The sequence below is a fragment of the Nocardia sp. NPDC004340 genome (assembly GCF_053602575.1).
In genome coordinates this window covers 59,046-83,638 of sequence record NZ_JBSGDW010000016.1, presented here as the reverse complement: position 1 = coordinate 83,638, position 24,593 = coordinate 59,046, and the positions used below count along the sequence as shown (strand labels likewise).

Here is a 24,593-nt window from a genome sequence, read left to right as displayed (position 1 = left end):
CTCCGGTCGGTCCGCGACGCGGTGGGCGGCGTCGCGGACCACGCCGACAACTCCTCGGCCAGGGCGGCGATGCCGACCTCAGCTCGCCGCAGTCAACGCCCTCCACGCCTTTCTGGAACGTGAGCGAACCTGCGGCGCGGCGTATTCGATCCGCCGCCGTGCCTCGGACGCACTGATCCGCAACAGATCACTCAATAGCTCCGCGGTATCGCGGTACCCGGTATCGGCGGCGAGACCCCGCCTTTCAGCCTCGGCGACAGCCGCGACCATGGCCGCGCCCAGCCGCCGCCGGTGCCGTTCGGTCTCGACGAGGGTGCGCAGCAAATCGACATCAGCCAGTTCCGACCATCCCCGTGCCGGAGCGCGCTGGGCCAGTGCAGTCGAAGGTGTCTTCACCCGACCGAGAATACCGCACATTCGAACATGTGTTCTAGTTTTGGCTGGGCAAGGTATGTCGTGCTCAGACGCTCGCCTGACAGCGGGCGCAAAGGTCGGCATTCACGACTTCGCCGACTTCGCGGACGACCTGCAATACCTCCAGTTGCACGAGGAGGTGACCCGCGCCTACGACCACGACCACGCCTTCCGGCGCGCGTGCGTGGACATGAGCCGACACGCGGTCACCAGCCGCCTGCGTGCCCTGGGCGACGAAGCGCGGGTCGACGACACCCAATCGGTGACAGCCGTCCCCTACCTGATCGACGAGCTGCCGTATTTCCTGGGCGCCGCCGACATCCTCGGCCACGAGGAGTCCGCGATCGTCTACCACCGCCCCTGGGTCCTGTGGAACCGCATCAACCACAGCGAATTCCCCATCAAGGTCCGGCCCAACCAGGGCTTCTTGATACTGAACGAACCCTGATCAGCCCCGCTCCGACGGCAAGCCGATCAGATCGAGCCGGGAACCTCGAAGACCTGTTCCTGGGGCGGTCCGGCCAACAGCTCGGCCCCCGCCGCGAACGCCTCCTGCAGATGCGGGCTGTTCAGATGCGCCTCGAAAGCCGCACGGCTGTCCCAGGTTTCGATGACGACCCAGCTCCCGGACCGAGTCGGGTGCTGATAGGGCTGGTAACTCACGCACCCGGGTTCTGCCAGCGACGGCTCGATCAGCGACAGCGCCTGCGCGCGCACCAGCTCTTCCTTACCGGCGCGAGCTTGCAGCGTGGAGATTGCGGTGAGAGTCATGGGCCTGGTCAACCCATCACGATCGAAATCTCTTCCCGGGGAGCTGTTGGATTCGTGAGCAACCCGCCCGCACCCTCGGCGAAGTGTGCGATATTCAGCGGCGGGAAAGGAAGTCAGGAAGGGGCCGAGGCTGGATATCAGGCGAGATTGAATCGAGCGCGAAGGCGACAACTTCATGACGATCTCCACCGCAGTATCTGGATCACGGCGGAGCAGAACACCCGCGACCGGCCGACAGCCCGAGGACGCGACAGTCGGTCACGCCGACTCACCCTCCGCGACCGGCGCGGATGGTGAGCGCCTGCGCGAGTGCGCGGAGTTCTTCGCCCACCCCGAACTGGCGCACCTGCCCTCCGACCGGGTGAAGACCGCACTGCGCGAGTTCCGGAGTACCGGCACGTACGGGCACACCGTGGACGAACTCCGCGTCGGCGCCCGGCTGGCTTGGCGCAACCACGATCGCTGCGTCGGTCGAAAGCACTGGCGCGCACTGGAAGTCCTCGATGCGCGCGGCGCGCGCACCGCGGCCGATATCGCGCAGGCCTGCTGGCAGCATCTGCGCCGCGCCACCAATGGCGGCGCGGTCCGCTGCTTCATCACCGTCGGGCCGCCCGCCGATCCCGAGGGGCGGGCATTCCGAATTCTCAACTCCCAGCTCATTCGATACGCGGGTTATCGAGTTCCCGGCGGACTGCTCGGTGATCCCGCGAATGTCGAACTCACCGATCTCGCGATGGCCAGAGGATGGCGGCCTCGCCGCCAGGGCCGATTCGATGTGCTCCCGCTGCTGATCCAGTCGCCCGATGGGCAAGTGCACCTGTTCCCGGTGCCCGCGGATCTCATCCTCGAGGTTCCGCTGACTCATCCCGACCACGCCTGGTTCGGCGACCTCGGCTTGAAGTGGCATGCGGTGCCCGCGGTGTCGAACATGGACCTGGAGATCGGCGGCATCAGCTATCCGTGTGCGCCGTTCAACGGCTGGTACGTCTCCTCGGAGATCGGCCGCAATCTCGGCGATTCCGACCGCTACGACCTGCTCCCGAAGATCGCCGAGCACGCGGGAATGGACTGCTCGAACGAGCGGACCCTGTGGCGCGACCGCGCGCTGATCGAGCTCAGTCGCGCAATCCTGCACAGTTACAAGCAGTCTCGCGTCCATCTGGTCGACCACCACACGGTCGCCAAGCAGTTCATCGACCACGTCGAGCGCGAAGCGGACGCGGGCCGGGCATGCCCGGCCGACTGGAGCTGGATCAACCCGCCGCTGTCGGCGAGTCTGACCCCGACCTTCCACCGGTACTACGACCCGCCGGACTCCCGGCTGCGGCCGGCCTTCGTACGGCGAGTGCCGCTGGAGGCGGATGCCTCGGCTGCGGGGTCGCGGTGCCCCTTCACCTCGGCCGAATCGGCAGCTACGACCGAGGAACCGGATGAGGATCCGAAGCGTTCGTGGGTGCGGAAGCTGGTGTCATTGCGGCACTGAAGCCGGCGCAGACCTCGTTCGCGAAGCGGGGTCTGCGCTCATCGCGCGCTCGCCGGCCGCACTTCATTCAAGGTCTGCGCACCGCTAGGCGAATAGCTCCGCTTTCAGATCCGGCTGGTCCCGCTCGTCCGCGAACTCCAGCGCGCGCCCGTACAAAAGGTCCACGAAGTACGCGTAGGGCGCGTCGTCTGCTTCGACAGCCATCATGAACAGCGACACGAGCAGATCGTTTGCGGATTCCTGGGACCATCGGAAGCCGATCGCCGGGCCGAACCCATCGAAGATCGGCACCCCGTTGCCCGGCGAGTTGAACCAAACGCCCTCGACTCGCCGCACCATCCACTCACCGACGTAGGTGATGAATTGATCAGCGAGATAGCTGTTTTCGGCTATGTACCGCCCGTTCTCGTCGAGCACGGCCGCATCGATCTGCGAAACGACCCAGTCGAACGCGCCGGCACTGAACCGGTCATCCAACGACGGGCGACCATCGCTGCCCCGCACCGCTTCCAGCCTCGGCAACGTCTCGCCGAACAATGCCTCGATCCGCCCATCGATCGCAGCCCGGTCGCTCCACGCGAGCCAAGCGGCGGACTGCTGCGCTTCACCGTCGAACAACCCGGGATCCAGTTCCGTATCGGCCGGAGTTGCCCGCCTCGCCTCGCTCGCCACATTCCCTCGCATGTATGCCGTTGATGGTGAGTCGGACGATAGCCGATCTCGTTCTGCCGCAACGATCGAGCCGAGCAAAGTGCACAGTCCGACCGGGTGAGAGCTGGAAGATTCACCGTTGATCCAGGCCGGCGCGCCACCCTACATTACGAAGAGCTGTCCCAGACAGCGTTGTCGTGTGGTCGCCAAGGAGGTCGGGATGCGTAGAATCGGAATTCGTCGAACGGTGTTCTCGGCGTTGTCGCTGTGTCTCGTGATGACGGCGGGGGTCGCGTGGGCCGAGCCGGAGTTTCCGCCGTCGTTCCCGCCCGATCAGAATCAGTTGCCGCAGTTGCCGGCGGAACCGGATCTGTATGGGCGGCTGCCGATTCCGACCCCGGATCAGGATCCGTGGTACGAAGCGCCCTCGGAACTGGCTGATTACGCGCCCGGGCAGATCGTGCGGAGTCGGGAAGTGCAGACGCGGCTGCTCGGGATTCCGTTCCCGGTGTACACGAAGCAATTGCTGTTCCGGAGCAATGATGACCATGACAATCCGATCGTCACCGCCACGACGGTACTCGTGCCCGGTATCCCGTGGATCGGGAGTTCGCGGCCGGTGGTGTCGTTCCAGGAAGCGATCGATTCCACCGATTCCTCGTGCAATCCGTCGCACACCCTGCAAGTCGGAACGATGAAAGAGTCCCTGCTGCTGCAGTATTGGCTCGAGCAGGGGATGGCGATCAATATCCCGGACTATGACGGCAAGGCTGTCACCTGGATTACCAATGCCGAGGGCAAGATGGTCCTGGACAGTCTGCGTGCGATGAAGAACGACGCCGGCCTCGGTCTCGCTGATTCCGGGATCGCGCTCTACGGCTACTCCGGCGGCGGGTCGGCCACGATCCACGCCGCGGAACTCCGGCAGAGCTATGCCCCCGATGTGCGGCTGCTCGGATCGGCTTTCGGTGCCGCGCCGACGAACCTGACGTCCCTGCTGAATTACGCGACCAGCCCCGAGCCCGGTCTCACCGGCACCGTGAGCTTCGGCGCGTGGATCGGCCTCGCCATGTGGTCGCGCGCCTACCCTGAACTGGCGCCACGCATCGATGAACTGCTCACGCCCGAGGGCCGTCAGATCCTCGCCGACATCCAGCATCGCTGCTATGCCACGCTCGCCCTCACCGGCGCCTATCGCCCGGTCACCGAGTATCTGAAAGACCCCGCTACCAGGCTCGAAGACGTTCCCGAGTTCGCGCAAGTGCTGGCGGAGAACAGCATCGGCCGCCACGTTCCCGATACCCCGCTGCTGTGGTGGCACGGCATGTGGGACGAGCTCATTCCGCCCAGCATCATCCTGCCCACGGTCGACGCCTACTGGAATCGCGGCGCGGATCTGCGTTTCTACACGGTCCCTGCGCCCGAGCACATCGTGAATGCGGTCATCGGCTGGATCCCCGCGACGGCCTGGACCAGCGCCATTCTGCGCGGCCTACCGCCCGGCCCCACGTTCAAGGCCGACTACCAGCCTCTCCCGCCCGGATTCCCGGGAGCGTGAGCGCGCTGTAGCGCTCACCAGCTGCCGTTGAAGAAGGCGGCCAGCGCCGTCGTGGAGTTCATCGCCGCCGAAGTGTTCGCCGCCAGCAGGACGAGCGAGGCCAGCGACAGCAAGGCGGTGACGATCCCGGACGCGCACAAGAGACGCCTACTGCGGGAATTCGCAGATCGCACGAACCGTCTCCACGACACGACGGTGAGGCCAATGGCGGTGATCGCGAGTACAGCGGCGATGACGGCAACGGTGACGTGGTAGCGGGCGAAATCGCCGACCATGTCGTCCACCGGCGGTGTGGTGCTGGTGGATTCGTTCAGCTGCTGCCGGACCTGGTCGAAGGCGGAGGCCAGCTCGGGGTCTTTCGCGCCGGACGGCAGCATCGGCAGCAAGGAGGAGAACGGCGCCACTGCCCCTTGGACGTTCGCGATCACCACCAGAAGCGCCCCGACAGCGAACAGGCTGATCAACGCGCCCGCCGTCGCCAATGCGGACTGTTGACCGACGCCGAGCCCACCTGCGCGCAGGTAGGCCTTCCAGAGCAACATCGCCAGGGCGATGAGCGTGACCAGCAGCAGCGCCGCGATCACGCCCTTGACCACATGAAAGCGGAACCAATAGTCGATGACGCTCGTCAGAGCCGGCGGCAGAGTCGAACCACCCGAATTCCAATACGCCACAAAGCCGTCACGCAAGGCCTGCCGCAGCGTGTCCTGATCGGCGAAGCCGCGGTTCCCGGTGTCGGCCAGCGGGGGAGGAGCCAGAACCAGCGCGGTGACGAGGGCCAGCGCAAGAGCGGTCAGCGCACCCAAAGCGCGACCAGGAACGATCGTGTCGGAGCGCACCGGAGCCGCGGAGCTGACCACAGAAATTCCTTCCACTCGGATCCACCAACCTCTCCCATTCTGTTTGCGATCCGGCAGCCTCGCCACGACCGCTGGCAGACTTGTCCGGTGACGGCCTCCAGAAAAGAGCGGCACCAAAGACTTTCGGATCAGCTGGGATACCGAAGTGACAGCGAGCTCACCGAGCTCATAGGCAATGGTCGGCCCGTCAGCGTGGGAGTGGGCGGCAGTGCAGCGGTCCTCGACGTCGACGGCGTACCGGTATTCGCCAAACGCATCCCGCTATCCGAGCGGGAACTGGCCAATCCGACCTCCACCGCGAACCTCTTCGACCTCCCGCTGCACTGCCACTACGGAATCGGCGGCCCGAGCTTCAACGTATGGCGTGAGCTGGCCGCGAACAATATGGTCACCAACGCGATCCTGGCCGGCGAAACCAAGTCATTCCCCATGCTCTACCACTGGAGGGTGCTGCCGGGCCGCCCACCGATCGCAGCCGAACACGCCGACATCGACAAGGTCGTCGCCGCCCAAGGCGGGTCGCCAGCAGTTCGTGCCCGTATGGAAGCGGTAGCCTCAGCCCCCTCCTCGCTGGTCCTGTTCTCCGAATACATCCCCCACGCGGCATCGAACATGTTGAGCGACAACCCAGTCGACAAGGCCGCGACGATCGAACACCAGCTCTCCGAGATCGTGACCTTCTTACGAGACCACCAGCTCCTCCACATGGACGCCCACTGGGGCAACATACGCACCGACGGTGAGCAGCTCTATCTCACCGACTTCGGCCTGGCCACCTCACCACATTTCGACTTGTCCCCCGACGAACGCGACTTCGTCGAACGCCACACCACCCACGACGCCGCCTACATAGCCATGCGCCTGGTCAACTGGCTGGTAACCGAAGTCTGCGGAATCCCGACCCCCGCCACCGGCGGCCCAATAGCCCGCAACGAATACGTAATTCACTGCGCCGCCGGTCACATCCCGTCCGAAGTCCCGCCCGCCGTAGCCGAAATCCTGACCCGCCACGCCCCTGCCGCCGCAACCATGAACGCCTTCCTCTGGAAGCTGTTCGACGGCGAACTCCACACGACCTACATCCCAGACCGAATCGACCCGGCGTTTTCTCGCCGCGGTATCCGGCCGGACTGCGTTTGTGGGGGAGTGATCAGGGGTGAAGGGGTGGGGTTGGTTGGGCGAGGCGGGGGGTGAAGGTGCCGTGGAAGCCCCAGGGGATGTGGTGGTCGAGCCAGGCGGTGGTCAGGGGGCCTTGTTCGGGGGCGCGGGCGTCGAGGATGAGGAGTTGGGAGCGGTTTTCGGTGAGGTCGTGGTTGAGGGCGAGGAGCCATCCGTCGTCTTCGGCGGCGTCGGGGGTGCGGGGGACGAACAGGGGTTCGCCGACCGAGCTGGCGCCGAGTTCGCAATTCGTGGTGGCGCCGGTGTGGTGGTCGATTTTGGTGATGGCGTTGAACAGTCCGGCGGGGCCGCCCGCGCCGGCGAGGTAGGTGTAGCGGTGTGCGCGGGTGGAGCGGCGCCAGTCGTACTGGGGGAATTCGCCTGGGCGGTCCGAGAGTTCGCGTTCGATGACGGTGCCGGACTTGGTGATCCGGTATTGCATGAGCCGGGAGTCCGGGAATTGCGGGGTGTCGGGGGTGTCGAGGTTGACCATGCCGGTCATGGCGCGGAAGCGCTCCCACTCGGTGTTCAGACGCACCAGTTCGATGACGACGTCGTCCCCGTCGTCGTAGGCGTTGGTCAGGTGCACGTGCAGCAGGGCTTCGTGCTCGACGATGCGTGGGCGGCCGCCGTGTTTGGGGACGAGCAGGAATCGAGTGGCCTTGGCGGGCTTGAATTCCAGGGAATCGATGAACGAATCGGTGGCCAGCGCGATCTTGGGGATGTTCGGGAGCACAGGGTCGAGCACGAACACCATGTAGGAGAAGGTGAGCGCGAAGTCGTGATTCCAGGGCAGATCCCACATGGGTACCGTCGCCAGCCGGTGGCATCGACCCGCGCGGTCGATGCGGTAGGTGCGCAGGCGGGGCGTGGGTAGCAGGTCGAGTCCGAAGTTGTACATGTCACCGGTGACCGGATCCCACTTCGGGTGCGCGGAGAACGCTCCGAGGAATCCGAGTCGACCGCCGAAGTCGGTGGGGCCCAGGGTTTCCAGGGAATCGGGGTCGATGCGGTGCGGGTTGCCGATCTCCCACAGGGCCAGGAGCCCACCGGCGTAGTTGACGATATTGGTGTTGGCCACGTTCGCGGGGAGTCGCCCGATATTGGCGAGCGGGCCGCCGGGGATCTGGTCACCGACACCGCGGTAGCGCACCCGGTCGCTGGTCTGCCCGTGCTCGAAATGACGGGTGCGCACATACCGGTTGCGGAACCGCACCGACGAACCGTCGAGCACGAACTGCGAGATCATGCCGTCGCCGTCGAAAACGTTGTGCAGCAGGGATTTACCGACCTGGAACTTGCCCGGTCCGATGCGGTACAGGGTGCCGGTCAGCTCGCGGGGCAGCCGCCCGTCGATCTGCTCGATCATGTAGTCGTGCTCGTCGAGCAGGGGTGCGGTGGTGGCGCGATACGCGGCGAGGCTGGCGGTCATCACGGATTCTCCTTTGAATCGCTAATCTGACGACGACTGTCATCTGATGACGTATGTCTGCCAATGTAGGGAGGGGTTAGAGTGCTGTCAATGGCCAGATCAGCAACCGCTCGCAGCTACGGCGGCATCAGCGCCGAGGACCGCCGCACCGAACGCCGTACCCGGCTGCTCGCCGCGGCGCGAGAAGTCTGGGGCGAGTCCGGACTGTCCGCGGTGACCGTGCGCGGAGTGTGCAAGCAGGCCGGGCTGATCGACCGCTACTTCTACGAGCACTTCGCCAATCGCGACGAACTCCTCGCCGCCGTCGCCGACGAGCTGCGCGAGGAATTGCTGTCCGTGCTGGTGCGATCCGGTCTGACCGCCGACGGGACCGCGGAGGACAAGCTCCGCGCGGCGCTGGGTGCCTTCTTGCAGGCCATCGCCGACGACCGGCGCATTCACCGCATCATCGCCAGCGATTTCACCGCCGTGCCGGTCCTGGCTCAACGCCGCCACGAGGTCCTGGCCACCATCACCGACCTCGTCGTTCAGAATGTCCCCGACGCCCTGCCCGGCGACTACGACCCCGAAGCGCTGCGCCGCGCGGCCCTGTTCATCACCGGCGGCGTCAACCAGCTCATCGAGACCTGGCTCGACCACGCCACGGACCTGACCGCCGACCAACTCGCCGCGTCCTGCGCCCGCATGTGCGTCAGCGTCGTCGAGCAGGCGCGACGCTGATCGCATCGCTACCGGTCGGTTCCTCTTTTTCTCGACAGTTGTTCTGTTCCAAGCGAATTGAGCGTGCTACGGCAGGTGCGGGACCGGGCTCGTGAAAGCCACTGCCGCCGACCGAAATCTGGGCAATCAGCAGAATGTCAGCTTCCTGGCCTTCAGCCTGTAGCCGCCGACAGGAAATTACTCGTGGAACCGATGGTCGCGGAGTCCCGTTATTCCGCGATCTCGGTTCGTCGGCACCACAGGTACACGGGCAGCCGGCCTTCGGGAGTCTCGATATGTCCGGGGGAGTTCTCGAAATGCTCGTATCCGCCGCGGTGCTGAATCTTCACCTCTTCACCCGGTGGCGGGAGCGGAACGATTCGAGTGGGAAGGTCGGCCGGTCCGCCTTCGAGGAATGCCATCGGGTCCATCACACGCTCCTTCGGTGCTCGATCAGGGTCCGCGTCATTCCGTCGGTTCAGTCTCCGGTGCTGATGTGCCGGACGGTGGTGTCGGGCCCCGGACTCATGATGGTCTCGTGCCCGTCGTCGTATCGGACACGGTAGGGCGGCGAGCCTTCCTGTCCCATGACCTCGATGACTTCGGCCGTATGGTCGGGCTGTCCGACGGTCCGGCCGTGAACCAGAAGCTGGTCACCTACGCTGGCTTTCATAACGAACCCCTTTTCGGCGAGTGCTGATCCGGTGTTTGCTTACCCCGATCCGGCCGTAAAGATTCTGGCGAAAACGGCTATAGCTGGAGACTACCGTGGCTGGTCCGCGAAGACTCGTTTCAGCTTCAGTCAGTGCTTTTTCTCGAGGGCAGCACCTGCACGATCAGCACCACGATGGTGCCGACGACGAATCCGATGACCGCCGAGGCGGCCGTGTTCGTCAGCCACGCCATCAGTCCGCCGACGCCGGGGACGGCATCGCGGACGGCCTCCTCGGCGTGGTGCACCCACGAGTACGGCGTGTGCCAGCCGAGCGTGTCGGTGCCGCTGAGCAGGATGTGCCCGCCGACCCAGAGCATCGCGACCGTGCCGATGATCGACAGCGCCGACAGCAGTTTGGGCATTCCCGTCACCAGTCCGCGGCCGATGGTCTGCACGAACGTCGATGAGCGCTGGGCCAGGGACAGCCCGACATCGTCCATCTTCACGATGACGCCGACGACGCCGTACACCGCGGCGGTGATGACGACGGCGACGATGGCCAGGATGATCAGCCGAGGCACGAACGACTGGTGGGCCACCTCGTTGAGGGCGATCACCATGATCTCGGCGGACAGGATGAAGTCGGTGCGGATGGCACCCGCGGTCATCGCCTTCTCATCGGCGGCGCCCTCGGTTTCGGTGCCGTGGCTGTCGTGGTGCAGGAACCGGCCCAGCACCTTCTCGGCGCCCTCGAAGCACAGATAGCCGGCGCCGACCATCAGGATCGGCGTGAGCAGCCACGGCGCGAACTGGCTGAGGATCAGGGCCGCCGGAAGAATGAAGACCAGCTTGTTACGCAGCGATCCGATCGCGATCCGCTTGATCATCGGAAGTTCGCGGTCGGCGGTGATGCCCTGCACATACTGCGGTGTCACGGCGGTGTCGTCGATGACGACACCGGCGGCCTTGGCGGTCGCCCGCCCGGTGGCCGCGCCGATGTCATCCAGGGAAGCAGCCGCGAGCCGGGCCAGCACGGCCACGTCATCGAGGAGTCCGAACAGGCCTGCGCTCATGCCTGGCAGGTTACCGGCCATTCCGCCGGGAACCGCTATTCGGAGATCCCTGCGCCGATCACGGGCGAACCATCAAGTCTGTCGACCGGCCGGTCCGATACCGGACTCGCGACGATCAGGGCCTCGGTGACTGCCAGCCGGCGTCGATCAAGCGCTGTGCCAGGTCCTCGGCCTGGCGGACACCCGCTCGAAACGCCGCCGGCCAGCTCGCGAGGACGTCCGGATTGGTGGCGGCCGAGTTGAATACGTCGATCATGGCCGCGTCGGGGACGAATCGGACGACGGTTCCGGCCGCCGTGGTCGCGAGTTCGGACTGGAGCAGTTGCGGCGGGAATCGGTGTGCCAGCGGTTCGACGACCAGCAGGATGTCGGAGTCCGCGGCGAGGTCGGCGTTGGTGGGGGACCAGACGCCGCCGTCGATGTAGTGGCGGTCCGCCACGACGACGGGCGGGAAGGTTCCCGGGAAGGAACGGCTGGCGGCGACAGCGGTGGCCAAGGGGACTCCGCTGCCGCTGTCCCAGATCCGGCGCTCACCGGTTGCCGCGTCCAGGACGACGATCCGCAACTTGTCGTCCGGCCAGTCGTTGCCGCCGACCAGCCACTCCATCGGGGCGATATGCGCGGGTAGAGCGGGCTCGACTGTCATTGCGAGACGGCCGATCTCGCGGCGCGCGGACTCGCGATCCAGCGACCGGTCCGCCATCAGCGAGAAGACCTTGGCGATCAGCTCGGGTTGCATCGTGTTCGGCGATTCCGCGCTGCCGGGACGGCGTGGATCGTCGGCGAACGAATCCAGATCCCGCCCCACGATCAGCGCGGCCCCGACGATCGCGCCCGCGGATGTGCCGACGATCGAGTCGGCCGCGGCCAAATCGATTCCCCGGCGGCGCGATTCGGCGGCCAATCCCGCCATCCACGCCGAACCGGGGACACCGCCCCCACCCAGAACAACCGAACGCCGCACGGCCCCACCCGACATGTGATCGACACTGTGACTCCCCATGTCGCGATCCTAACGACATTCGCCATCGCCGCCGGGTGGGCGATACGGCGGGATTGAACATGCGTGCAGGCTGCCCGCCACCACAAGTAATATTTGTGGAAGTCGAGTCACTCACGCTTCTGTGGCGTGACCGGCTCGTTCGCCGCTGGTGGCGTGCCTGTTCAGAAACTCCAGTTCGACGCGGAGCACGTCGGTGTGGCCGAGCCCGCCCGCGTAGACGTCGTAGTGCCCGCCGCGGCTGCGGTAGAGCTCGCCCCGGGGAGCGCGGGCGGCGGCCCGGGTAGCCGGTCCGGTGGGGGCCATGGAGTCGGTTTCGGCGACGACCATCAGCAGGGGGCAACGGATTCGGCCGGCCGCCAGGACCGGACGGTGCACGGCGATGTCGGGCAAGGAACGCGCGGTGATGCGATTGGGCCAGGGCTCGCCGTCCGCCGGGGTGAGCCGATCCAGTCCATCGAGCGCGTCGTTCGTGGCGATCACGCCGTGGCTGCCGGGTCCGACACTGACCGGCAGGTACTTCGGCGGCTTGCCCGCCATGCCCGCGAACAGGTCGGCCACCGCGGTAGCGGTCAGCCGCACCGCGCGAGCCGGGGGCACCTTCGCCATCCCGGCCGGACCGTCCACGAGCGGGCACTGCGCGATGGCTCCAGCCAATCCGGGATCGTCGGCGGCGACATCGAGGATGTGCATGCCCGCGAAAGACGTTCCCCAGATGAACAATCGATCGTTGTCGATCGAATCATGGCGGCGCGCCCAGGACAGTGCCGTGTGATAGTCCTCCCGCTGTCGGCGGATCGACAGGAGTTCGCGCGGGGTGCCGCCGGACCGACCCCAGTGCCGGTAGTCGAACACCAGGGCCGCGAAGCCGTTGTCGGCGAAGGCTTCCGCGAACGGCGCCAGCCCCGCCGCCTTGACTCCGCCGATGCCGTGGGCCATCACCACCGCCGGATGTGGTCCCGGCGTCGACGGGAGGTACAGCCAGCAGTCCAGTTCGGTGCCGGCGCCTGCCGGGATACGCACGTGCTCTCGGATGAAGCCGGTCATCACAGCTCCTCGGCCGTCGGGTCGACAGTGATTGTGCCGCCCGCGGATCGGGCGAGATCGGCGCCGAACAAGGCGCCGGGAGTGAACGCGCCGGGGCGGCCGTCGCCGTCGGCCAGCCGGGCTGCGACCCGGGCCGCCACACGGCTGGTGAACGCGTAACCCTCACCGGTCCGCAACCACGCCTGGCGGGTCTGTCCGCCCTCCCATTCCGCGTACGCGTATGCCCACGATGTGTCGCCCTGCGCGCTCGGTGGAGTCAGCTTGAAGCGATCGATGAGCCGAATCACGCCGCGCCGCACCGCATCGACCCGCAGTATCGCGCCCACGACCGGCAGCATGGCTCGGGTCGCACGACCGGTCGGCACCTCGCTGGAGGTCGCGATCACGTCACCGGCGCCGGAGGCACGGACCGCGGCCTCCAACTCGCCGGTCGGTACCGCCACAGTGGAACGTGTCGTCCCGTCGGGCAACGGCGTGCTTTGCAGGTGCGCGCCGAGCCGCGTCCGCTCGAGGCGGCCGCTGCGGTAGACCAGCCCGCCGGTCGCGGCCGCATCCACGACGCTGGCCAGGACCGCCGGTCCCAGGCCATCGACGACAGGCATCGCCGCGACCCGGACCCGGGTCGGAGCCGGGCGTCCCGCGCACAGCTCGTACACCAGCGCCTCAGTGGCCAGGACGCCGAATCCCGCACCGGTCACCAGCGTCGACCCCGCGGCCCGCGCCGCCGAATCCAACTCCAGCAACGAACGCACAGGCTCGAATTCATTGGCCAGATCCACGTAATGACTGCCCGCGGCCACACAGGCCCGCGCGGTAGGTACGGTCGTCGCACCGAATGGCCCGACCGTATTGACGACGACATCCGGCTTGTCCGCCGTGATTCGACCCGCCGGATCGTCGGTGGCCAGCGTCCGCGGCGGTGGCCCACTCCGCGCCTCGATTGCGCCGGCGGCCTCGGCCAGCCGTTCCGCATTGCGGCCGACCAGCACGAGCTGGTGGCCACCGGTAGTCAACTCGGCACTGATGTTGCGTCCGGCGCGGCCGGTCGCGCCGATGATCCAAATTTCGCCCATGTACATACGCTACAACCTGTAGCGTATGTCCGGCAAGGGTCATTCGCTACACTTCGTAGCGTATGTCTGAGAAGAAGAAATCCGCCGCCATGGGCCGCCCTCGAAACGCGGCCCTCGACGCCGCCATCACCGACGCCGTCGAACAGTTGCTGCTGTCCGACGGCTACAACGCGGTCACCGTCGACCGAGTCGCCACCCTCGCCGGCACCACCCGCACCGCGCTGTACCGCCGCTTTCCGGGGCGCGTCGCACTGCTCACCAGTGCCATCGCCGCGCACTTCGGCACCGACCCCGCGCCCGACACCGGCAACCTGCGCGACGACCTGATCGAGCTGCAACGCCGGCAGGTCGAGTTCTTCCAAACCCCGGTCGTCGCAGCGGGTATCGCCGGACTGCTCGGCGATCTGAGCGGCGAACCCCAGTGGAGCGCGCTGTTCCACGAGGGCTTCATGGCGCCGCGGCGCCGCTCGACCGAGGCGATGTTCCAACGCGCCGTCGATCGCGGCGAGATCCCGCCCTTCACCCACCCGACGCTGGTCTCCGACATCCTGACCGGCCCGCTGCTGCTGCATGCCATGCTTCCCGCCACGGGACCGCTCGACGACACCCTCGTCACGGCCACCGTCGACGCCGCCATGAACCTGCTGAACAATGGCGTGAGCGACACGTAATCCACTGCGCCGCAGCGGTGTCGGACGATCAGGTTCCCGCGGCGAGCCAGTCGCCGAACATGTTCGCGGTCTCCTCGATGAGCCGGTCCGGGTCGAGTCCCTCCGGCGGGTGCAGCGCGATCCGCAGGCTGGCGGCCAGGCCCGCGTTGACCATGACGAAAGCGCGGGTATCGAGTTCGTCGTCGGGGCGTGGGCCGAGCTGCTGCAGCAGGTAGCCGCGGGTCAGCACCAGCAGCCGACGTTCCAGGCCGCCGAAACCGATACCCGAAACGGTGGCGTCGGCGGCCAGCGCGAGCACCAGGCCCTGTCGGGCGGTCAAGGCGCGCATGACGGCTCGCATGCTGCTCTGCACCGACTCGTGCAGCGGAAGCCCCAGGCTGCCGAGCACCGCTTCGGTGAAGCACTCTTCCAATTCGGTGAGCAGCCGGTTGCGCAGGACATCGACGATCGCGGCCTTGTCGTCGAAATATCGGTACAGCGACCCGATACTGATATGGGCGTGCGCGGCGATGCGATTCGTGGACACATCGGCGACGCCGTGCTCGGCGAAAAGATGAGCGGCGGAGTCGAGAACCCGTTCCTTGGTCTCCCGGGCGCGCTCCTGGCTCGGCTTCTTGCGCCGTACGGCCGGGGTTTCAGCCATGAGCACCCCGCCGCCACAGAAGTGAGTAGAAAGTGAGCACGAGCTCACTTTACGCTGGCCGCATGACCAGGGACAAGGTTCCGGCAACCATCGATGTTGCTGCGGCAGGCGCGATTCCGGCCGAATTCCGATACTGGGAGCAGCTCGACGATCCGAGAGTCCAGCGCGCCCGCCGCGCCTGGCGCACCGTCTTCCGCTTCGACCCGCAGCCCGCCGACGACCTGGTGCGCACCTTCGGCGAGTCCTACTACCAGGCCGACCCGGTCGCCGAAGCCTTCGTCGACGAGGTGTACCTGGGCGAGATCGGCCCGAAAGCGGGCCGGGCCATGCTGGATCAGGCCCTCGCCCACGGCATCGAATCGGTCCCGGACGCGCCCCCGACCCTGATTCGCTTGTTCGAGGAGCTCGAAACCGACCCCGAATGGCTCGACCCCGACCTGGTCGCCCAGGGCGCGAAGGTGTTCCGCCGCTGGGGCACCTCGGTTTTCAGCTTCGCCACCACCAGCACCCTGGAGATCTACTCGGAGAGCTCCGTCGCCAAACCGCTCTCCTACACCGGCGGCTACGCCGGAGACCGCGCGCACAAACGCCAACTGGAAACCGTCCGATTCTGGATCGACGTCTCCGACCCGGGCGGCCTCGACCCGGGCGCCCGGGGTCGGCAGACCGCCATGCGAGTCCGGATCATGCACGTCTTCATCCGCCGCAAGCTCATGCGGCGTCCCGAATGGGACCACGCCGCCTGGGGCGTCCCGATCAGCATCGGCGACGCGACCCTCACCCTCCTGGCCGGAAGCGTGGTCCCCGGCCTCGGACTGTGGAGCATCGGCCACCAGACCACCATCACCGAAATCGAAGCCACCCTGCACTTCTGGCGCTACGTGGGTCACCTCCTCGGCGTGCAGCCCACCTGGTATCCGCGCAACTTCCAGGAGTCCGTGCGAATCATGTTCGCCGCCTTCGTCAAACGCGCGTACACGGCGGGCTCGGACGGGGAGGAGCTGGTCGAGTCCTACCTCCCGGCCTTCGAACCGAACCCGGACAGTCCATGGCCCAAGCGAATTCGCGACCACATCAACTACCGGATCCAGATCGGCTACACGGCCTTCTGGCTACCCCCGGCGACCTACGCCCGCCACACCATGCCGCGCCGATTCCCCTGGGTCCTGCACCCGATCCTCCAAGCGCCGCTGATATTCGGCGCCGAGATGCTCCGCCGCACCATTCCCGGCCTCGACGCGGTCGCCGACCGCGTACAGCGCCACCGCCGAGAACAGTGGTACCGCAACGAAGTCGGCGACCGCGAAGCCGAGTTCACGCCCGTGGAGGAGTTCCGCCGCTAGCGCGTGCGGGCCCCGGATCGAGCGGGAGTCAGACGGACGACACCGCTGTAGGGCTGGTCGCCGGGCGCCCGCGGGTCCGGCTGCTGGGCTTCGAGTTCCTCGGGGGAGACCGGGAGCGCGAGCCGATCGAAGCGAGCGGCGGCGACGACAATCGATGCGAGGTAGGTCGCGTCCCAGCCGAGGTTCTCGAAGTAGGCGACGCCGTCGGCGGGCAGGAACGTCCACGGTGCGCGGCGCAGCAGGCCCTCGTTGCGGTCGGTCATCAGGTGCGCGACACCGGCCGAGCTGAAGTCGAGACACCATCCGGCGATCTCGGGCCGGGTCAGCGCCGCGGACAACGCGGTCACGTCGGCCTCGCGCAGGTACATCACCAATCCTTCGGAGATCACCAGCGCCTGGCGGACATCGGTGAGCACCGAGTCGAGATAGGTGGTGACAGCGCCGGAATCGGTGACGTCCAGGGCGGTCCTGGTCAGCCGGCACCGCGGCGTCTCCGCCGCGAGCAGCGCGTTCTTCTCGGTGATGAGGCCGGGCAGATCGGCTTCGATCCACCGCAGCTCGGCCGGTAGATCCATCCGATACGGCCGGGCGTCCAGTCCCGCGCCGAGATTCAGCACGAGATCGCAACCCGCCGCGACCGCCTCGGTGATCTGGTCGTCGATCAGCCGGGTGCGGGTGACCAGGAACCAGTCGTCCGCCATCGACTGCCCGGCGGCCGCCGCGATCTCGCGGCCGATCGGACCGGCCAGACGGTCGGCCAGCGGGTCGCGGAACAGCGCGTCCGGCCGGGCGGATTCGATGGCGCGGTGCGCGGCCACCCACCGCGCGGTGTCGGACACGTGAGTGACCAGTGGTTGCAACGACATTCGGCTCAACTCCTTCGCCCGCCCGATCCGTATCGGGTTTCCTCTACATTTATAGAGGATCCAGGTGGGGGAGTGGGTGTGGGTTGTGCCACGCCGGAACCGGCGAGTCCCGCATTGGGTCCAAATTTGACGCCGAATTCAAGTTCGGGTCAGATTCGGGAGGTACGGTACCGGTATGAGCGAGTGGGAGACGGCGAATCCGGAAGTCCTACAGGCCGTGCGGGCGGTGGTCCTCAGCATGCCGGCGGCGAAGCACCTCGGGTTCTCGTTCGGCCGGGTGGCCGCGGGGGAGGCGGAGATCATTCAGCCGTACCGCGCGGAGCTGACCGAGCACAACGGGAACTTTCAAGGCGGGGTGATCGGTTCGCTCGCGGACTTCGCGGGTGGGTCGGCGGCGGGCACCCTGCTGCCGGTCGGGTGGGTGAACATGACCGTCGACTACACGGTCAAGCTGCTCGCGCCGGCACGCGGCGAGATGATCGTGGCGCGTGGGCGGGTGGTGAAGCCCGGCAAGGCGATCACGGTCGCGGCGGCCGACGTCTTCGGCGTCGACCAGGGCGAGGAGACCTTGTGCGCGACCGCGTTGGTCACCATGCGCAATATCGAACTCCCCGCCGCCGGGAACGCGTCGAAGTGAGAGTCAGCGGGCGCTGCGGCCGAGGGCCGTTGCCGCCCGCGTCGCTAGGGCCGCGCCGCGCATCATCCACCGGAAGGAGCCCGTCTTCGGGCCCGGTAGCAAGCCGGCCGTCTGCACGGCGTCGACCAGGTCGTAGAGGGTTTCGCCCTCGTACATGAGGTGGTCGGTGTTGAAGTGGTAGCGGTCCACGGCGGTGCACTGGACGAAGGCGCCATTGCCGGGGATGGAGACGGCGTCGTCGCCGTACGGGTGCAGTTTCAAGGGCCCGCGCAGATGGCCGCTGCCGTAGTAGCGCACCACTATTCGCACCTCGCCGCCGGGCGTGATGTCGACGAAGGACTGGCCGGGGATGGGGTCGTAGCGCCAGTCGGGGATGGCGTCGAAGAAGGCGAAGTTGTAGGCCACGAACTCGTCGAGGCCGACGATGGTGGCGCCCAGAGTGGTGACGTCCTTGTAGCGGAGGTCGGGGGTGTAGAGCTCGTGGTTGTAGCTCATATCGCGGGCTTGCCAGCTCCACCAGTACTTCTTGGCCCAGTCCAGGGTCCAGGCGATGTCCAGGCCGTGGTCGGCGTAGAACGCGATCTTCTGCTCGTATTCGTCGAACCACCGGGTGGTCATGGCGGTCAGAGCCTGCTCGTCGAGGACTTCGACCGGGGCGGCTCGGTTGCCCAGGATCTTCGGGATCGGTTGGGCCAGGCGGGATTGTGCGAGGGCCTGCTGGAACTGGTGGTCGGTGAACATCGCGACTCCATCGGGAAGCAACTGCTTTCTGAAGCAGATGCTTCCTGATATCGTCTCGGTGTGTCAAGGAGCTATGGCGGACGCAGCACCGACGACCGGGTGGCGGACCGGCGCGTCCGGCTCATCGAGGCCGGGACCGAGATCGTCGGGACGGAAGGCGTTGCCGCACTGGGCATGCGGGCCGTGTGCCGTGCGGCCGGGTTGAGTCAGAAGTTCTTCTACGAGAGCTTCGCCGACATCGACGACCTGCTGCACGCCGTGTACATGGCGGCGCTCGTGCGACTCGAGGAGGCCATCCGGCCCGCCATCGGCGCCCGCGATCTGGCCGGGCTGTTCGACGCGGCCGCCCGGCTGATGGAGTCCGACCCGCGAATCTGCCGGATCCTGCTGATGGAACCCGTCGCCGACGCCCGCCTGCGCCGCTACGTCCGCGACACCCTTCCGGCCATCACCACCGCCACGCTCGGTGATCTCGTCGCCGGATCACCCGACGACCCCGCGATCCGGATGCAGTTCTCCGCGCTGTTCGGGGCGATCATCTCCCTGTTCGTGGAGTGGACCGAAGGCAGCCTCGGCACCGACCGGGCCGCCTTCGTCGAGCATGTCTCCACTGTCGCAACACAACTCGTGCCACAGCTCGGAGCCGTCACCCGGTCCTGATCACGGGCTCAGGAGCGCAGCGCCTGCCGTACCCGGGCCGCCTCCCGGGTGAGGTGGTCACGCTCGGGCACGGTGGTGGCCACACGGGACGCCTCCGCGTAGAGGTCCGCGGCCTGTCCGAGGTCACCGGCACGTTCGTGGAGGTAGGCGCGAGCCGCGGTGTGGCGCGGCAGATTCGGGTCCAGGTCGGCCAACTCCGCCAGCCCGGCGCGCGGCCCGTCCGCCTCGCCGACCGCCACCGCGCGGTTCAGCCGCACCACGGGAGTGTCGGTGAGCTGCAGCAGTTCGTCGTACCACTCGACGATCTGCACCCAATCGGTCTCGGCGGTGCTCGGGGCATCCGCGTGCAGGGCGGCGATCGCGGCCTGGGCCTGGTACTCGCCCAGCCGGTCGCGGGCCAGGGCGGCTTGCAGAATCGCCACGCCCTCGGCGATCAGGACTGTGTCCCAACGGGATCGGTCCTGCTGCGCCAAGGGCACCAGCCGACCGTCCGCCCCGGTGCGGGACGCGCGGCGCGCGTGATGCAGCAGCATCAACGCGAGCAGGCCCGACACCTCGGGCTCCTCGGTCGCCGCGACCAGCTGCCGCGTGAGCCGAATAGCCTCGGCCGCCAGGTCGACATCCCCGCTGTACCCCTCGTTGAACACGAGATACAGCACCCGCAACACCGTCCCCGGGTCCCCGGGCCGATCCAGCGGCTGCCCCGTGATCCGCCGCTTGGCCCGGCTGATCCGTTGCGCCATGGTCGCTTCCGGCACCAGATAGGCCGCCGCGATCTGCCGGGTCGTCAACCCGCCGACCGCCCGCAGCGTCAATGCCACCGCCGACCCCGGCGACAGCGAGGGATGTGCGCACAGGAAGTACAACCACAGCGAGTCGTCGGTCGCGGAGACCGGCCCCGCCGCGGGCTCCTCCTCCACGGCGAGTTCCCGTCCCCGCCGCGAGGTTTCGGCCCGCGCGGCATCCAGGAACTTCCGCCAAGCGACCGCGACCAGCCACCCTTTCGGGTCCCGCGGCGGATCGGCGTCCCACGTCTCCAACGCCCGGATCAGCGCCTCCTGCACCGCGTCCTCGGCGGCCGCGAACTCGGCCCCGCGGCGCACGAGCACGCCGATCACCGCGGGGACGAGCGCACGCAGCAGCGCCTCGTTCACTCGGTCGCCGTCGCCGACTCGTTCAGGAACGGCCGCAGCTCGAGCCACTCGTGGATCGGCTTCCCGCCCGCTCCCGGCGCCGCCGACAACTCCCCGGCCAGCTCGATCGCCCGCTCGTAGGAGTCCACGTCGATCACCATCCACCCCGCGATCAGATCCTTCGTCTCCGCGAACGGCCCGTCGGTCACCGGCGGCTGCCCCTCCCCGTCGGACCGCACCCACGTCCCGGTCTGCGCCAGCGCCTGCGCGTCCACGAACTCCCCGCTCCGCTCCAGCCGATCCGCGAAGTCCCGCATGTACTGCACATGCGCGGTCACCTCCTCCGGCGTCCACTGGTCCATCGGCACGTCATTGACCGCCGCCGGCGCGCCCCGATAGTGCTTGAGCAGCAGATACTTGGCCATGATGTCTCCCTAGGTTCGCTTCGACCAGCCCGGTCGAATGTGTCTGTCACCCCTGGGACGGAGCCACCCGCCCATTCTCGACACCCACCGCACACAAACTTCGGATGCGACCGAAATGCGTGTCAGCGACCGCATCAGCCCGCCGACCAGGCTCACCGCCATTACCCCTCCCGCGCCGACCCCGCGCGGGCAGCCGCGGTTCGCTGCTCACGTCGGTTCAACCGCCCGCAGCGGTCGCCGTAGTATCGGCCGAGTATCGGGCGGACTTGGCGTAGTGGCTGGCGGAGAACGGTTTTCGTCGACTTCACCCTCGGAAGTGGTCGGCGGTTTCGGCAAGGCCGAGGGGCTGATCGTCCATTACCTCGACTGGTCGGGAGGCCCGGATGAAAGCGCGCACGTCGGCACTGGCGGCCGGCCGAAACGGCGACGATGTCGCGCCAGTCGCTGACCTTGCTGGCGACCGGATGGAACAGCGACGGGCAATGCGACGTAGCTGCCTGGCGGGACGTCGTAGCAATCGCCGCGGGCTGGCGTCGCACACTCGGAGTCCTTGCCGATGGCACGGTGCTCGCAGCCGGTAGGGCCGCAGAAGGAGCGTGCGGAGCGACACGCGTGTGGCGAGTACACCGGATTCGGGCTGGTCCGGAGCCGCTGCTACAGCCCCGAGTTTCGGGGGCGTGCTGGGGTGGGAGTGGTCTGGCCCAATAGGTTTCTCGATAGTGAAAGGGGGACCGGACATGGTGGTCGGGGTGGAGATCGAGTTCGACGGGGTGACGCTCGAGCAGTACGCGTGTGTGATGGAGATGGCGGGGGCGCCTGCCGGTGGGGCGATGCCGGATGGGGGGTTGTTCGGGTGGGTTGTGGCCACGGAGAACGGGATTCGGGTTGTGGAGGTGTGGGAATCGGAGGGGGCGTTTCGGCGGTTTGTTGCTGAGCGGCTCATGCCGGTTGCCGGGCGGGCCGGGATTGTCGGGGAGCCTCGGATCACCTTTCACGCGGTGAACGGGTTGCCTCGATCGGGTGATCGGGGGTGTTAGGTCGGAGCTAAGGCGGGTTCGGGGAAGCGTCGTGGACCGGGGGCGTCCGCGGCGGTTGGCTGAATGGCATGACGGAAAACGGGATTGGGCGCGCGGTTGTGGTGGGAGGTGGGTCGGGAATGGGGTTCGCCATTGCCGATTCGCTGCTCTCGGAGGGGTATGAGGTGGTGATCGTCGGAAGGTCGGAAGAACGGCTGGCCGATGCCGTGCGGGAGTTGGGGGACGGGAAGGTCAGCGCCGTCGCGGCGGATGTCAGTGATGAGGGGCAGGTTTCGCGGGTGTTCGAGACGGTGGGGACCGTCGACCATGTGATCAGTACCGCGGCGGAGGTGGCGGGGGCCTATGGGCCGATCTCGACGTTCGATTTCGAGAAGGGGCGCGGATTCATCGAGACGAAATTGATCGGGTCGATGTTGCTGGCGAAGCATGCGCGGCTCAGCGAGAACGGGTCGCTCACTGTTGTTTCCGGTATCGCGGCGTATCGCCCGGCGGCGGGTGGGGCGATGGTGGCGGCGGTCAACGCGGCGCTGGAGGGACTCGTGCGGGCGCTCGCGGTGGAGTTGGCGCCGGTCCGGGTGAACGCGGTGTCACCGGGGTGGGTGATGACCGGGATCTGGGAGGCGATGCCGTGGCCGGACAAGGAGGAGCGGTGGCGGGCGATGGCGGAGAAGTTGCCCGCGCGGCGGCTGGGGCAGCCGGAAGACATTGCGGTGGCGGTGGTTTCGCTGCTGAGGAGCGCGTTCGTCACTGGGACCGTGGCGCACGTGGACGGCGGGCACCGGCTGGTGTGAGCCGGTGCCGGGCGCACATCAGAGGGTGATGTGGGTGCAGTCCACCGACAGCCCGCACGCCACCGCGGAAGGGGAGAGCAGCGCGTAGCTGAGCAGGTTGCTCGCCAGCTCGGGGATGCCGCCGTGCTGGTAGGCGTACTCCAGGACACCGACGCTGCCGCCCCCGCCGCTGCCGCTGTCCGCGACCGGGGCGGGAGCGGGCTCGAGGGCGAGGGGAGCGGCGGCGGCCGAGGCCACGGTGCCGAGGGTGAGGGCGGCGGCGGCCGCGCCGGTGACGAATGCGCGCTTCATACGGGTCCTTCGGATATGGCTGTGCTGCACCGGCATCTGGGTGATGCCGCGGCAAAGAGTACTTATCGGAAGTCCCGGGCGCGGGTTAACCGGGACGGCCGTCCGAAGAAGTTAGGATTGCGCAGAATTCGAGAGCAGGGTCCGGCACGAAACGACCGACACGTTCAGGAGATTCGGCATGTCCTATGCGGTGGATTTCACCACGGTCTCGACCGTCGGCCTGGAGTCGTCCCCGGTCGCACCCGCCCTGGCGGGCCTGCGGGCCAACGAAGCCCGCTACTTCAAGAACAAATACGACCACGTCTTCACGGTCGAGCCCGCGAGCAAGGCGAAGAAGACCATCGCCTGGGTGAGCAGGATTCTCGCCGACGAGCGCGGGATCGTCATCGAGTCGAAGCCGCTCGAGGCAACGGAATTCGAGGTCGAGGGCATTCGCATGGCCTATGTCTTCTACGAGAGCGGCCTGTCGATCAACGTGATGTACACCCTCGCGGACTCCGGCAAGCGCGCCGTCGGATTCAAACTCTCCGACGGCATGGAAATCCCCGAGGAGCTGGACTCGTTCAAATTCGCCCGGCAGAAGTCGAAGCTGGCGGGCACCATTCGAGGGTCCTTCTTCGTCATCAAGGGCGAGTACTGAACCTCGCCGAGATGGCGGCGTCCGACCCGGACTAGTGGGCTTCGCTCAGCCAGATGGCCTCGGCGGCGATGCTGCCCAGATCGATGGTCCGCTCGTCGACCCGCACCGCGATGGTTCCCGCGAAGTCGCGTCGCTCCACCACCGCGATCGGCGTATCCAGCGCGATCCCCAGCGAATCGAAGTACCGCAGCATCGCCGGATCGGAATCGGAAATCCGTGCCACCCGCCCGGATTCACCCGCGCCGAAATCGCTGAGCTGCCGTGCCGGGGGAGTGGGCACCGCCCCGTCCACCGACGGAATCGGGTCGCCGTGCGGATCCCGGTCCGGATGCCCGAGTTTGGCGTCGATCCGCTCCATCAAGGTCTCCGACACCGCGTGCTCGAGCACCTCGGCCTCGTCGTGCACCTCGTCCCACCCGTAGCCGAGCTCGTTGACCAGGAAGGTCTCGATCAGCCGGTGCCGCCGCACCATGGCGATGGCGGCCCGCCGCCCGTCCTCGGTCAAGGTGATGGCCCCGTACCGGGCGTGCTCGACCAGGCCCTGATCGGCCAGCTTGCGTACCGCCTCGGACACCGTCGACGCCGACACGCCGATCTTCTCGGCCAGCAGCTTCGTCGACACCTTCTCCTGCGACCACTCCTGCGCGGTCCAGATCACTTTCAGATAGTCCTGGGCCACCGACGACAGCACCGGTGCGACGCTGGACGCCCCGCTCGCGGCGGTGAGGGTGGTCCCGTGAAGTTCGGAAGGTGCGGACGGATCGGCCAGCTCGCGGCGGGTGGCGATGTCTCGTTTTCCGGGCACGTAACCGAGCTTAGGCACATGCCGCGCGGTTTCACA

Annotated in this window: 30 protein-coding genes; 12 read left to right on the top strand and 18 right to left on the bottom strand. The window is 67.3% G+C overall.

Annotated elements, in window-relative coordinates:
* Positions 1 to 78: 78 nt before the first annotated feature.
* Positions 79 to 396: a DUF222 domain-containing protein gene (locus ACWEOI_RS33910; protein ID WP_452362228.1), complete on the bottom strand. Its 318-nt coding sequence runs from the start codon at positions 394 to 396 to the stop codon at positions 79 to 81.
* A gap of 55 nt (positions 397 to 451) precedes the next feature.
* On the opposite strand from ACWEOI_RS33910, the gene ACWEOI_RS33905 reads away from it, so the two are divergent.
* Complete coding sequence (locus ACWEOI_RS33905; RefSeq protein ID WP_452362227.1) at positions 452 to 862, top strand: tRNA-dependent cyclodipeptide synthase; 411 nt, start codon at positions 452 to 454, stop codon at positions 860 to 862.
* Between the two features lie 26 nt (positions 863 to 888).
* On the opposite strand, the gene ACWEOI_RS33900 is transcribed toward ACWEOI_RS33905, so the two are convergent.
* On the bottom strand, positions 889 to 1,185 hold the full coding sequence (locus ACWEOI_RS33900; protein ID WP_433672198.1) for an antibiotic biosynthesis monooxygenase: 297 nt from the start codon (positions 1,183 to 1,185) through the stop codon (positions 889 to 891).
* Between the two features lie 175 nt (positions 1,186 to 1,360).
* Here ACWEOI_RS33900 and ACWEOI_RS33895 point away from each other — a divergent pair, with 175 nt between their 5' ends.
* Positions 1,361 to 2,668, top strand: coding sequence for a nitric oxide synthase oxygenase (locus ACWEOI_RS33895; protein WP_452362226.1), 1,308 nt, complete (start codon positions 1,361 to 1,363; stop codon positions 2,666 to 2,668).
* An 84-nt stretch (positions 2,669 to 2,752) separates the two neighbouring features.
* On the opposite strand, the gene ACWEOI_RS33890 is transcribed toward ACWEOI_RS33895, so the two are convergent.
* A complete protein-coding gene (locus ACWEOI_RS33890) occupies positions 2,753 to 3,340 on the bottom strand; it encodes a hypothetical protein (protein ID WP_452362225.1) in 588 nt (195 codons plus the stop codon).
* Positions 3,341 to 3,518: 178 nt separating this feature from the next.
* Here ACWEOI_RS33890 and ACWEOI_RS33885 point away from each other — a divergent pair, with 178 nt between their 5' ends.
* Entirely contained in the window at positions 3,519 to 4,877 is a 1,359-nt protein-coding gene (locus ACWEOI_RS33885; RefSeq protein WP_452362224.1) for a lipase family protein, read from the top strand.
* Between the two features lie 14 nt (positions 4,878 to 4,891).
* Here the strand turns inward: ACWEOI_RS33885 and ACWEOI_RS33880 are convergent, their stop codons facing one another.
* Complete coding sequence (locus tag ACWEOI_RS33880; protein ID WP_452362223.1) at positions 4,892 to 5,737, bottom strand: hypothetical protein; 846 nt, start codon at positions 5,735 to 5,737, stop codon at positions 4,892 to 4,894.
* 87 nt (positions 5,738 to 5,824) lie between these two features.
* Between ACWEOI_RS33880 and ACWEOI_RS33875 the strand changes: the two genes are divergently transcribed.
* Positions 5,825 to 6,931, top strand: coding sequence for a serine/threonine protein phosphatase (locus tag ACWEOI_RS33875; protein WP_452362222.1), 1,107 nt, complete (start codon positions 5,825 to 5,827; stop codon positions 6,929 to 6,931).
* Here ACWEOI_RS33875 and ACWEOI_RS33870 read toward each other — a convergent pair.
* Positions 6,888 to 8,327: a carotenoid oxygenase family protein gene (locus ACWEOI_RS33870; protein ID WP_452362221.1), complete on the bottom strand. Its 1,440-nt coding sequence runs from the start codon at positions 8,325 to 8,327 to the stop codon at positions 6,888 to 6,890. The two genes, ACWEOI_RS33875 and ACWEOI_RS33870, sit on opposite strands and share 44 nt — an antisense overlap.
* A gap of 90 nt (positions 8,328 to 8,417) precedes the next feature.
* Between ACWEOI_RS33870 and ACWEOI_RS33865 the strand changes: the two genes are divergently transcribed.
* Positions 8,418 to 9,047 (top strand): TetR family transcriptional regulator, encoded by a 630-nt coding sequence (locus ACWEOI_RS33865; protein WP_433672205.1) that lies wholly within the window; start codon positions 8,418 to 8,420, stop codon positions 9,045 to 9,047.
* Positions 9,048 to 9,256: 209 nt separating this feature from the next.
* Here ACWEOI_RS33865 and ACWEOI_RS33860 read toward each other — a convergent pair whose 3' ends face one another.
* From ACWEOI_RS33860 to ACWEOI_RS33835, 6 genes are all read right to left on the bottom strand, one after another.
* Positions 9,257 to 9,457 carry a DUF5988 family protein gene (locus ACWEOI_RS33860; RefSeq protein ID WP_433672206.1) on the bottom strand — a complete coding sequence of 67 codons (201 nt, stop codon included), beginning with the start codon at positions 9,455 to 9,457 and terminating at the stop codon, positions 9,257 to 9,259.
* 47 nt (positions 9,458 to 9,504) lie between these two features.
* Positions 9,505 to 9,699 carry a DUF1918 domain-containing protein gene (locus ACWEOI_RS33855; protein WP_433672207.1) on the bottom strand — a complete coding sequence of 65 codons (195 nt, stop codon included), beginning with the start codon at positions 9,697 to 9,699 and terminating at the stop codon, positions 9,505 to 9,507.
* Between the two features lie 125 nt (positions 9,700 to 9,824).
* A complete protein-coding gene (locus ACWEOI_RS33850; protein ID WP_452362220.1) occupies positions 9,825 to 10,754 on the bottom strand; it encodes a DUF808 domain-containing protein in 930 nt (309 codons plus the stop codon).
* Between the two features lie 115 nt (positions 10,755 to 10,869).
* Positions 10,870 to 11,757: a patatin-like phospholipase family protein gene (locus ACWEOI_RS33845; protein WP_452362219.1), complete on the bottom strand. Its 888-nt coding sequence runs from the start codon at positions 11,755 to 11,757 to the stop codon at positions 10,870 to 10,872.
* Positions 11,758 to 11,868: 111 nt separating this feature from the next.
* A complete protein-coding gene (locus ACWEOI_RS33840) occupies positions 11,869 to 12,801 on the bottom strand; it encodes an alpha/beta hydrolase (RefSeq protein WP_452362218.1) in 933 nt (310 codons plus the stop codon).
* Positions 12,801 to 13,874: a saccharopine dehydrogenase NADP-binding domain-containing protein gene (locus ACWEOI_RS33835; RefSeq protein WP_452362217.1), complete on the bottom strand. Its 1,074-nt coding sequence runs from the start codon at positions 13,872 to 13,874 to the stop codon at positions 12,801 to 12,803. The genes ACWEOI_RS33840 and ACWEOI_RS33835 overlap by 1 nt, the downstream gene beginning before the upstream one ends.
* 62 nt (positions 13,875 to 13,936) lie before the next feature.
* On the opposite strand from ACWEOI_RS33835, the gene ACWEOI_RS33830 reads away from it, so the two are divergent.
* Complete coding sequence (locus ACWEOI_RS33830) at positions 13,937 to 14,545, top strand: TetR/AcrR family transcriptional regulator (protein ID WP_452362216.1); 609 nt, start codon at positions 13,937 to 13,939, stop codon at positions 14,543 to 14,545.
* A 28-nt stretch (positions 14,546 to 14,573) separates the two neighbouring features.
* On the opposite strand, the gene ACWEOI_RS33825 is transcribed toward ACWEOI_RS33830, so the two are convergent.
* Positions 14,574 to 15,188 (bottom strand): TetR/AcrR family transcriptional regulator, encoded by a 615-nt coding sequence (locus tag ACWEOI_RS33825; protein WP_452362215.1) that lies wholly within the window; start codon positions 15,186 to 15,188, stop codon positions 14,574 to 14,576.
* Between the two features lie 62 nt (positions 15,189 to 15,250).
* On the opposite strand from ACWEOI_RS33825, the gene ACWEOI_RS33820 reads away from it, so the two are divergent.
* A complete protein-coding gene (locus tag ACWEOI_RS33820; RefSeq protein ID WP_452362214.1) occupies positions 15,251 to 16,531 on the top strand; it encodes an oxygenase MpaB family protein in 1,281 nt (426 codons plus the stop codon).
* Here ACWEOI_RS33820 and ACWEOI_RS33815 read toward each other — a convergent pair.
* A complete protein-coding gene (locus tag ACWEOI_RS33815; protein ID WP_452362213.1) occupies positions 16,528 to 17,397 on the bottom strand; it encodes a class I SAM-dependent methyltransferase in 870 nt (289 codons plus the stop codon). The two genes, ACWEOI_RS33820 and ACWEOI_RS33815, sit on opposite strands and share 4 nt — an antisense overlap.
* A 175-nt stretch (positions 17,398 to 17,572) precedes the next feature.
* Between ACWEOI_RS33815 and ACWEOI_RS33810 the strand changes: the two genes are divergently transcribed.
* Entirely contained in the window at positions 17,573 to 18,034 is a 462-nt protein-coding gene (locus ACWEOI_RS33810; protein WP_452362212.1) for a PaaI family thioesterase, read from the top strand.
* A gap of 3 nt (positions 18,035 to 18,037) precedes the next feature.
* On the opposite strand, the gene ACWEOI_RS33805 is transcribed toward ACWEOI_RS33810, so the two are convergent.
* The gene (locus ACWEOI_RS33805; RefSeq protein ID WP_433672217.1) at positions 18,038 to 18,775 is read right to left on the bottom strand and encodes a nuclear transport factor 2 family protein; all 738 of its coding nucleotides are present in this window, start codon (positions 18,773 to 18,775) and stop codon (positions 18,038 to 18,040) included.
* Positions 18,776 to 18,835: 60 nt separating this feature from the next.
* Here ACWEOI_RS33805 and ACWEOI_RS33800 point away from each other — a divergent pair, with 60 nt between their 5' ends.
* Positions 18,836 to 19,435 (top strand): TetR/AcrR family transcriptional regulator, encoded by a 600-nt coding sequence (locus ACWEOI_RS33800; RefSeq protein WP_452362211.1) that lies wholly within the window; start codon positions 18,836 to 18,838, stop codon positions 19,433 to 19,435.
* A gap of 8 nt (positions 19,436 to 19,443) precedes the next feature.
* On the opposite strand, the gene ACWEOI_RS33795 is transcribed toward ACWEOI_RS33800, so the two are convergent.
* A complete protein-coding gene (locus ACWEOI_RS33795; protein WP_452362210.1) occupies positions 19,444 to 20,589 on the bottom strand; it encodes an RNA polymerase sigma factor in 1,146 nt (381 codons plus the stop codon).
* The gene (locus tag ACWEOI_RS33790) at positions 20,586 to 20,993 is read right to left on the bottom strand and encodes a YciI family protein (RefSeq protein ID WP_433672220.1); all 408 of its coding nucleotides are present in this window, start codon (positions 20,991 to 20,993) and stop codon (positions 20,586 to 20,588) included. Before ACWEOI_RS33790 ends, ACWEOI_RS33795 begins: the two co-directional genes overlap by 4 nt.
* Before the next feature lie 429 nt (positions 20,994 to 21,422).
* On the opposite strand from ACWEOI_RS33790, the gene ACWEOI_RS33785 reads away from it, so the two are divergent.
* Both ACWEOI_RS33785 and ACWEOI_RS33780 read left to right on the top strand, forming a co-directional pair.
* Complete coding sequence (locus ACWEOI_RS33785; RefSeq protein ID WP_452362209.1) at positions 21,423 to 21,701, top strand: hypothetical protein; 279 nt, start codon at positions 21,423 to 21,425, stop codon at positions 21,699 to 21,701.
* Positions 21,702 to 22,098: 397 nt separating this feature from the next.
* Positions 22,099 to 22,821 carry an SDR family oxidoreductase gene (locus ACWEOI_RS33780; protein ID WP_433672221.1) on the top strand — a complete coding sequence of 241 codons (723 nt, stop codon included), beginning with the start codon at positions 22,099 to 22,101 and terminating at the stop codon, positions 22,819 to 22,821.
* An 18-nt stretch (positions 22,822 to 22,839) separates the two neighbouring features.
* Here ACWEOI_RS33780 and ACWEOI_RS33775 read toward each other — a convergent pair whose 3' ends face one another.
* On the bottom strand, positions 22,840 to 23,112 hold the full coding sequence (locus tag ACWEOI_RS33775; RefSeq protein WP_433672222.1) for a hypothetical protein: 273 nt from the start codon (positions 23,110 to 23,112) through the stop codon (positions 22,840 to 22,842).
* Between the two features lie 178 nt (positions 23,113 to 23,290).
* On the opposite strand from ACWEOI_RS33775, the gene ACWEOI_RS33770 reads away from it, so the two are divergent.
* Positions 23,291 to 23,752 (top strand): phage tail protein, encoded by a 462-nt coding sequence (locus ACWEOI_RS33770; RefSeq protein WP_452362208.1) that lies wholly within the window; start codon positions 23,291 to 23,293, stop codon positions 23,750 to 23,752.
* A gap of 31 nt (positions 23,753 to 23,783) precedes the next feature.
* Here ACWEOI_RS33770 and ACWEOI_RS33765 read toward each other — a convergent pair whose 3' ends face one another.
* The gene (locus ACWEOI_RS33765) at positions 23,784 to 24,557 is read right to left on the bottom strand and encodes an iron dependent repressor, metal binding and dimerization domain protein (protein ID WP_433672224.1); all 774 of its coding nucleotides are present in this window, start codon (positions 24,555 to 24,557) and stop codon (positions 23,784 to 23,786) included.
* Between the last annotated feature and the right edge of the window lie 36 nt (positions 24,558 to 24,593).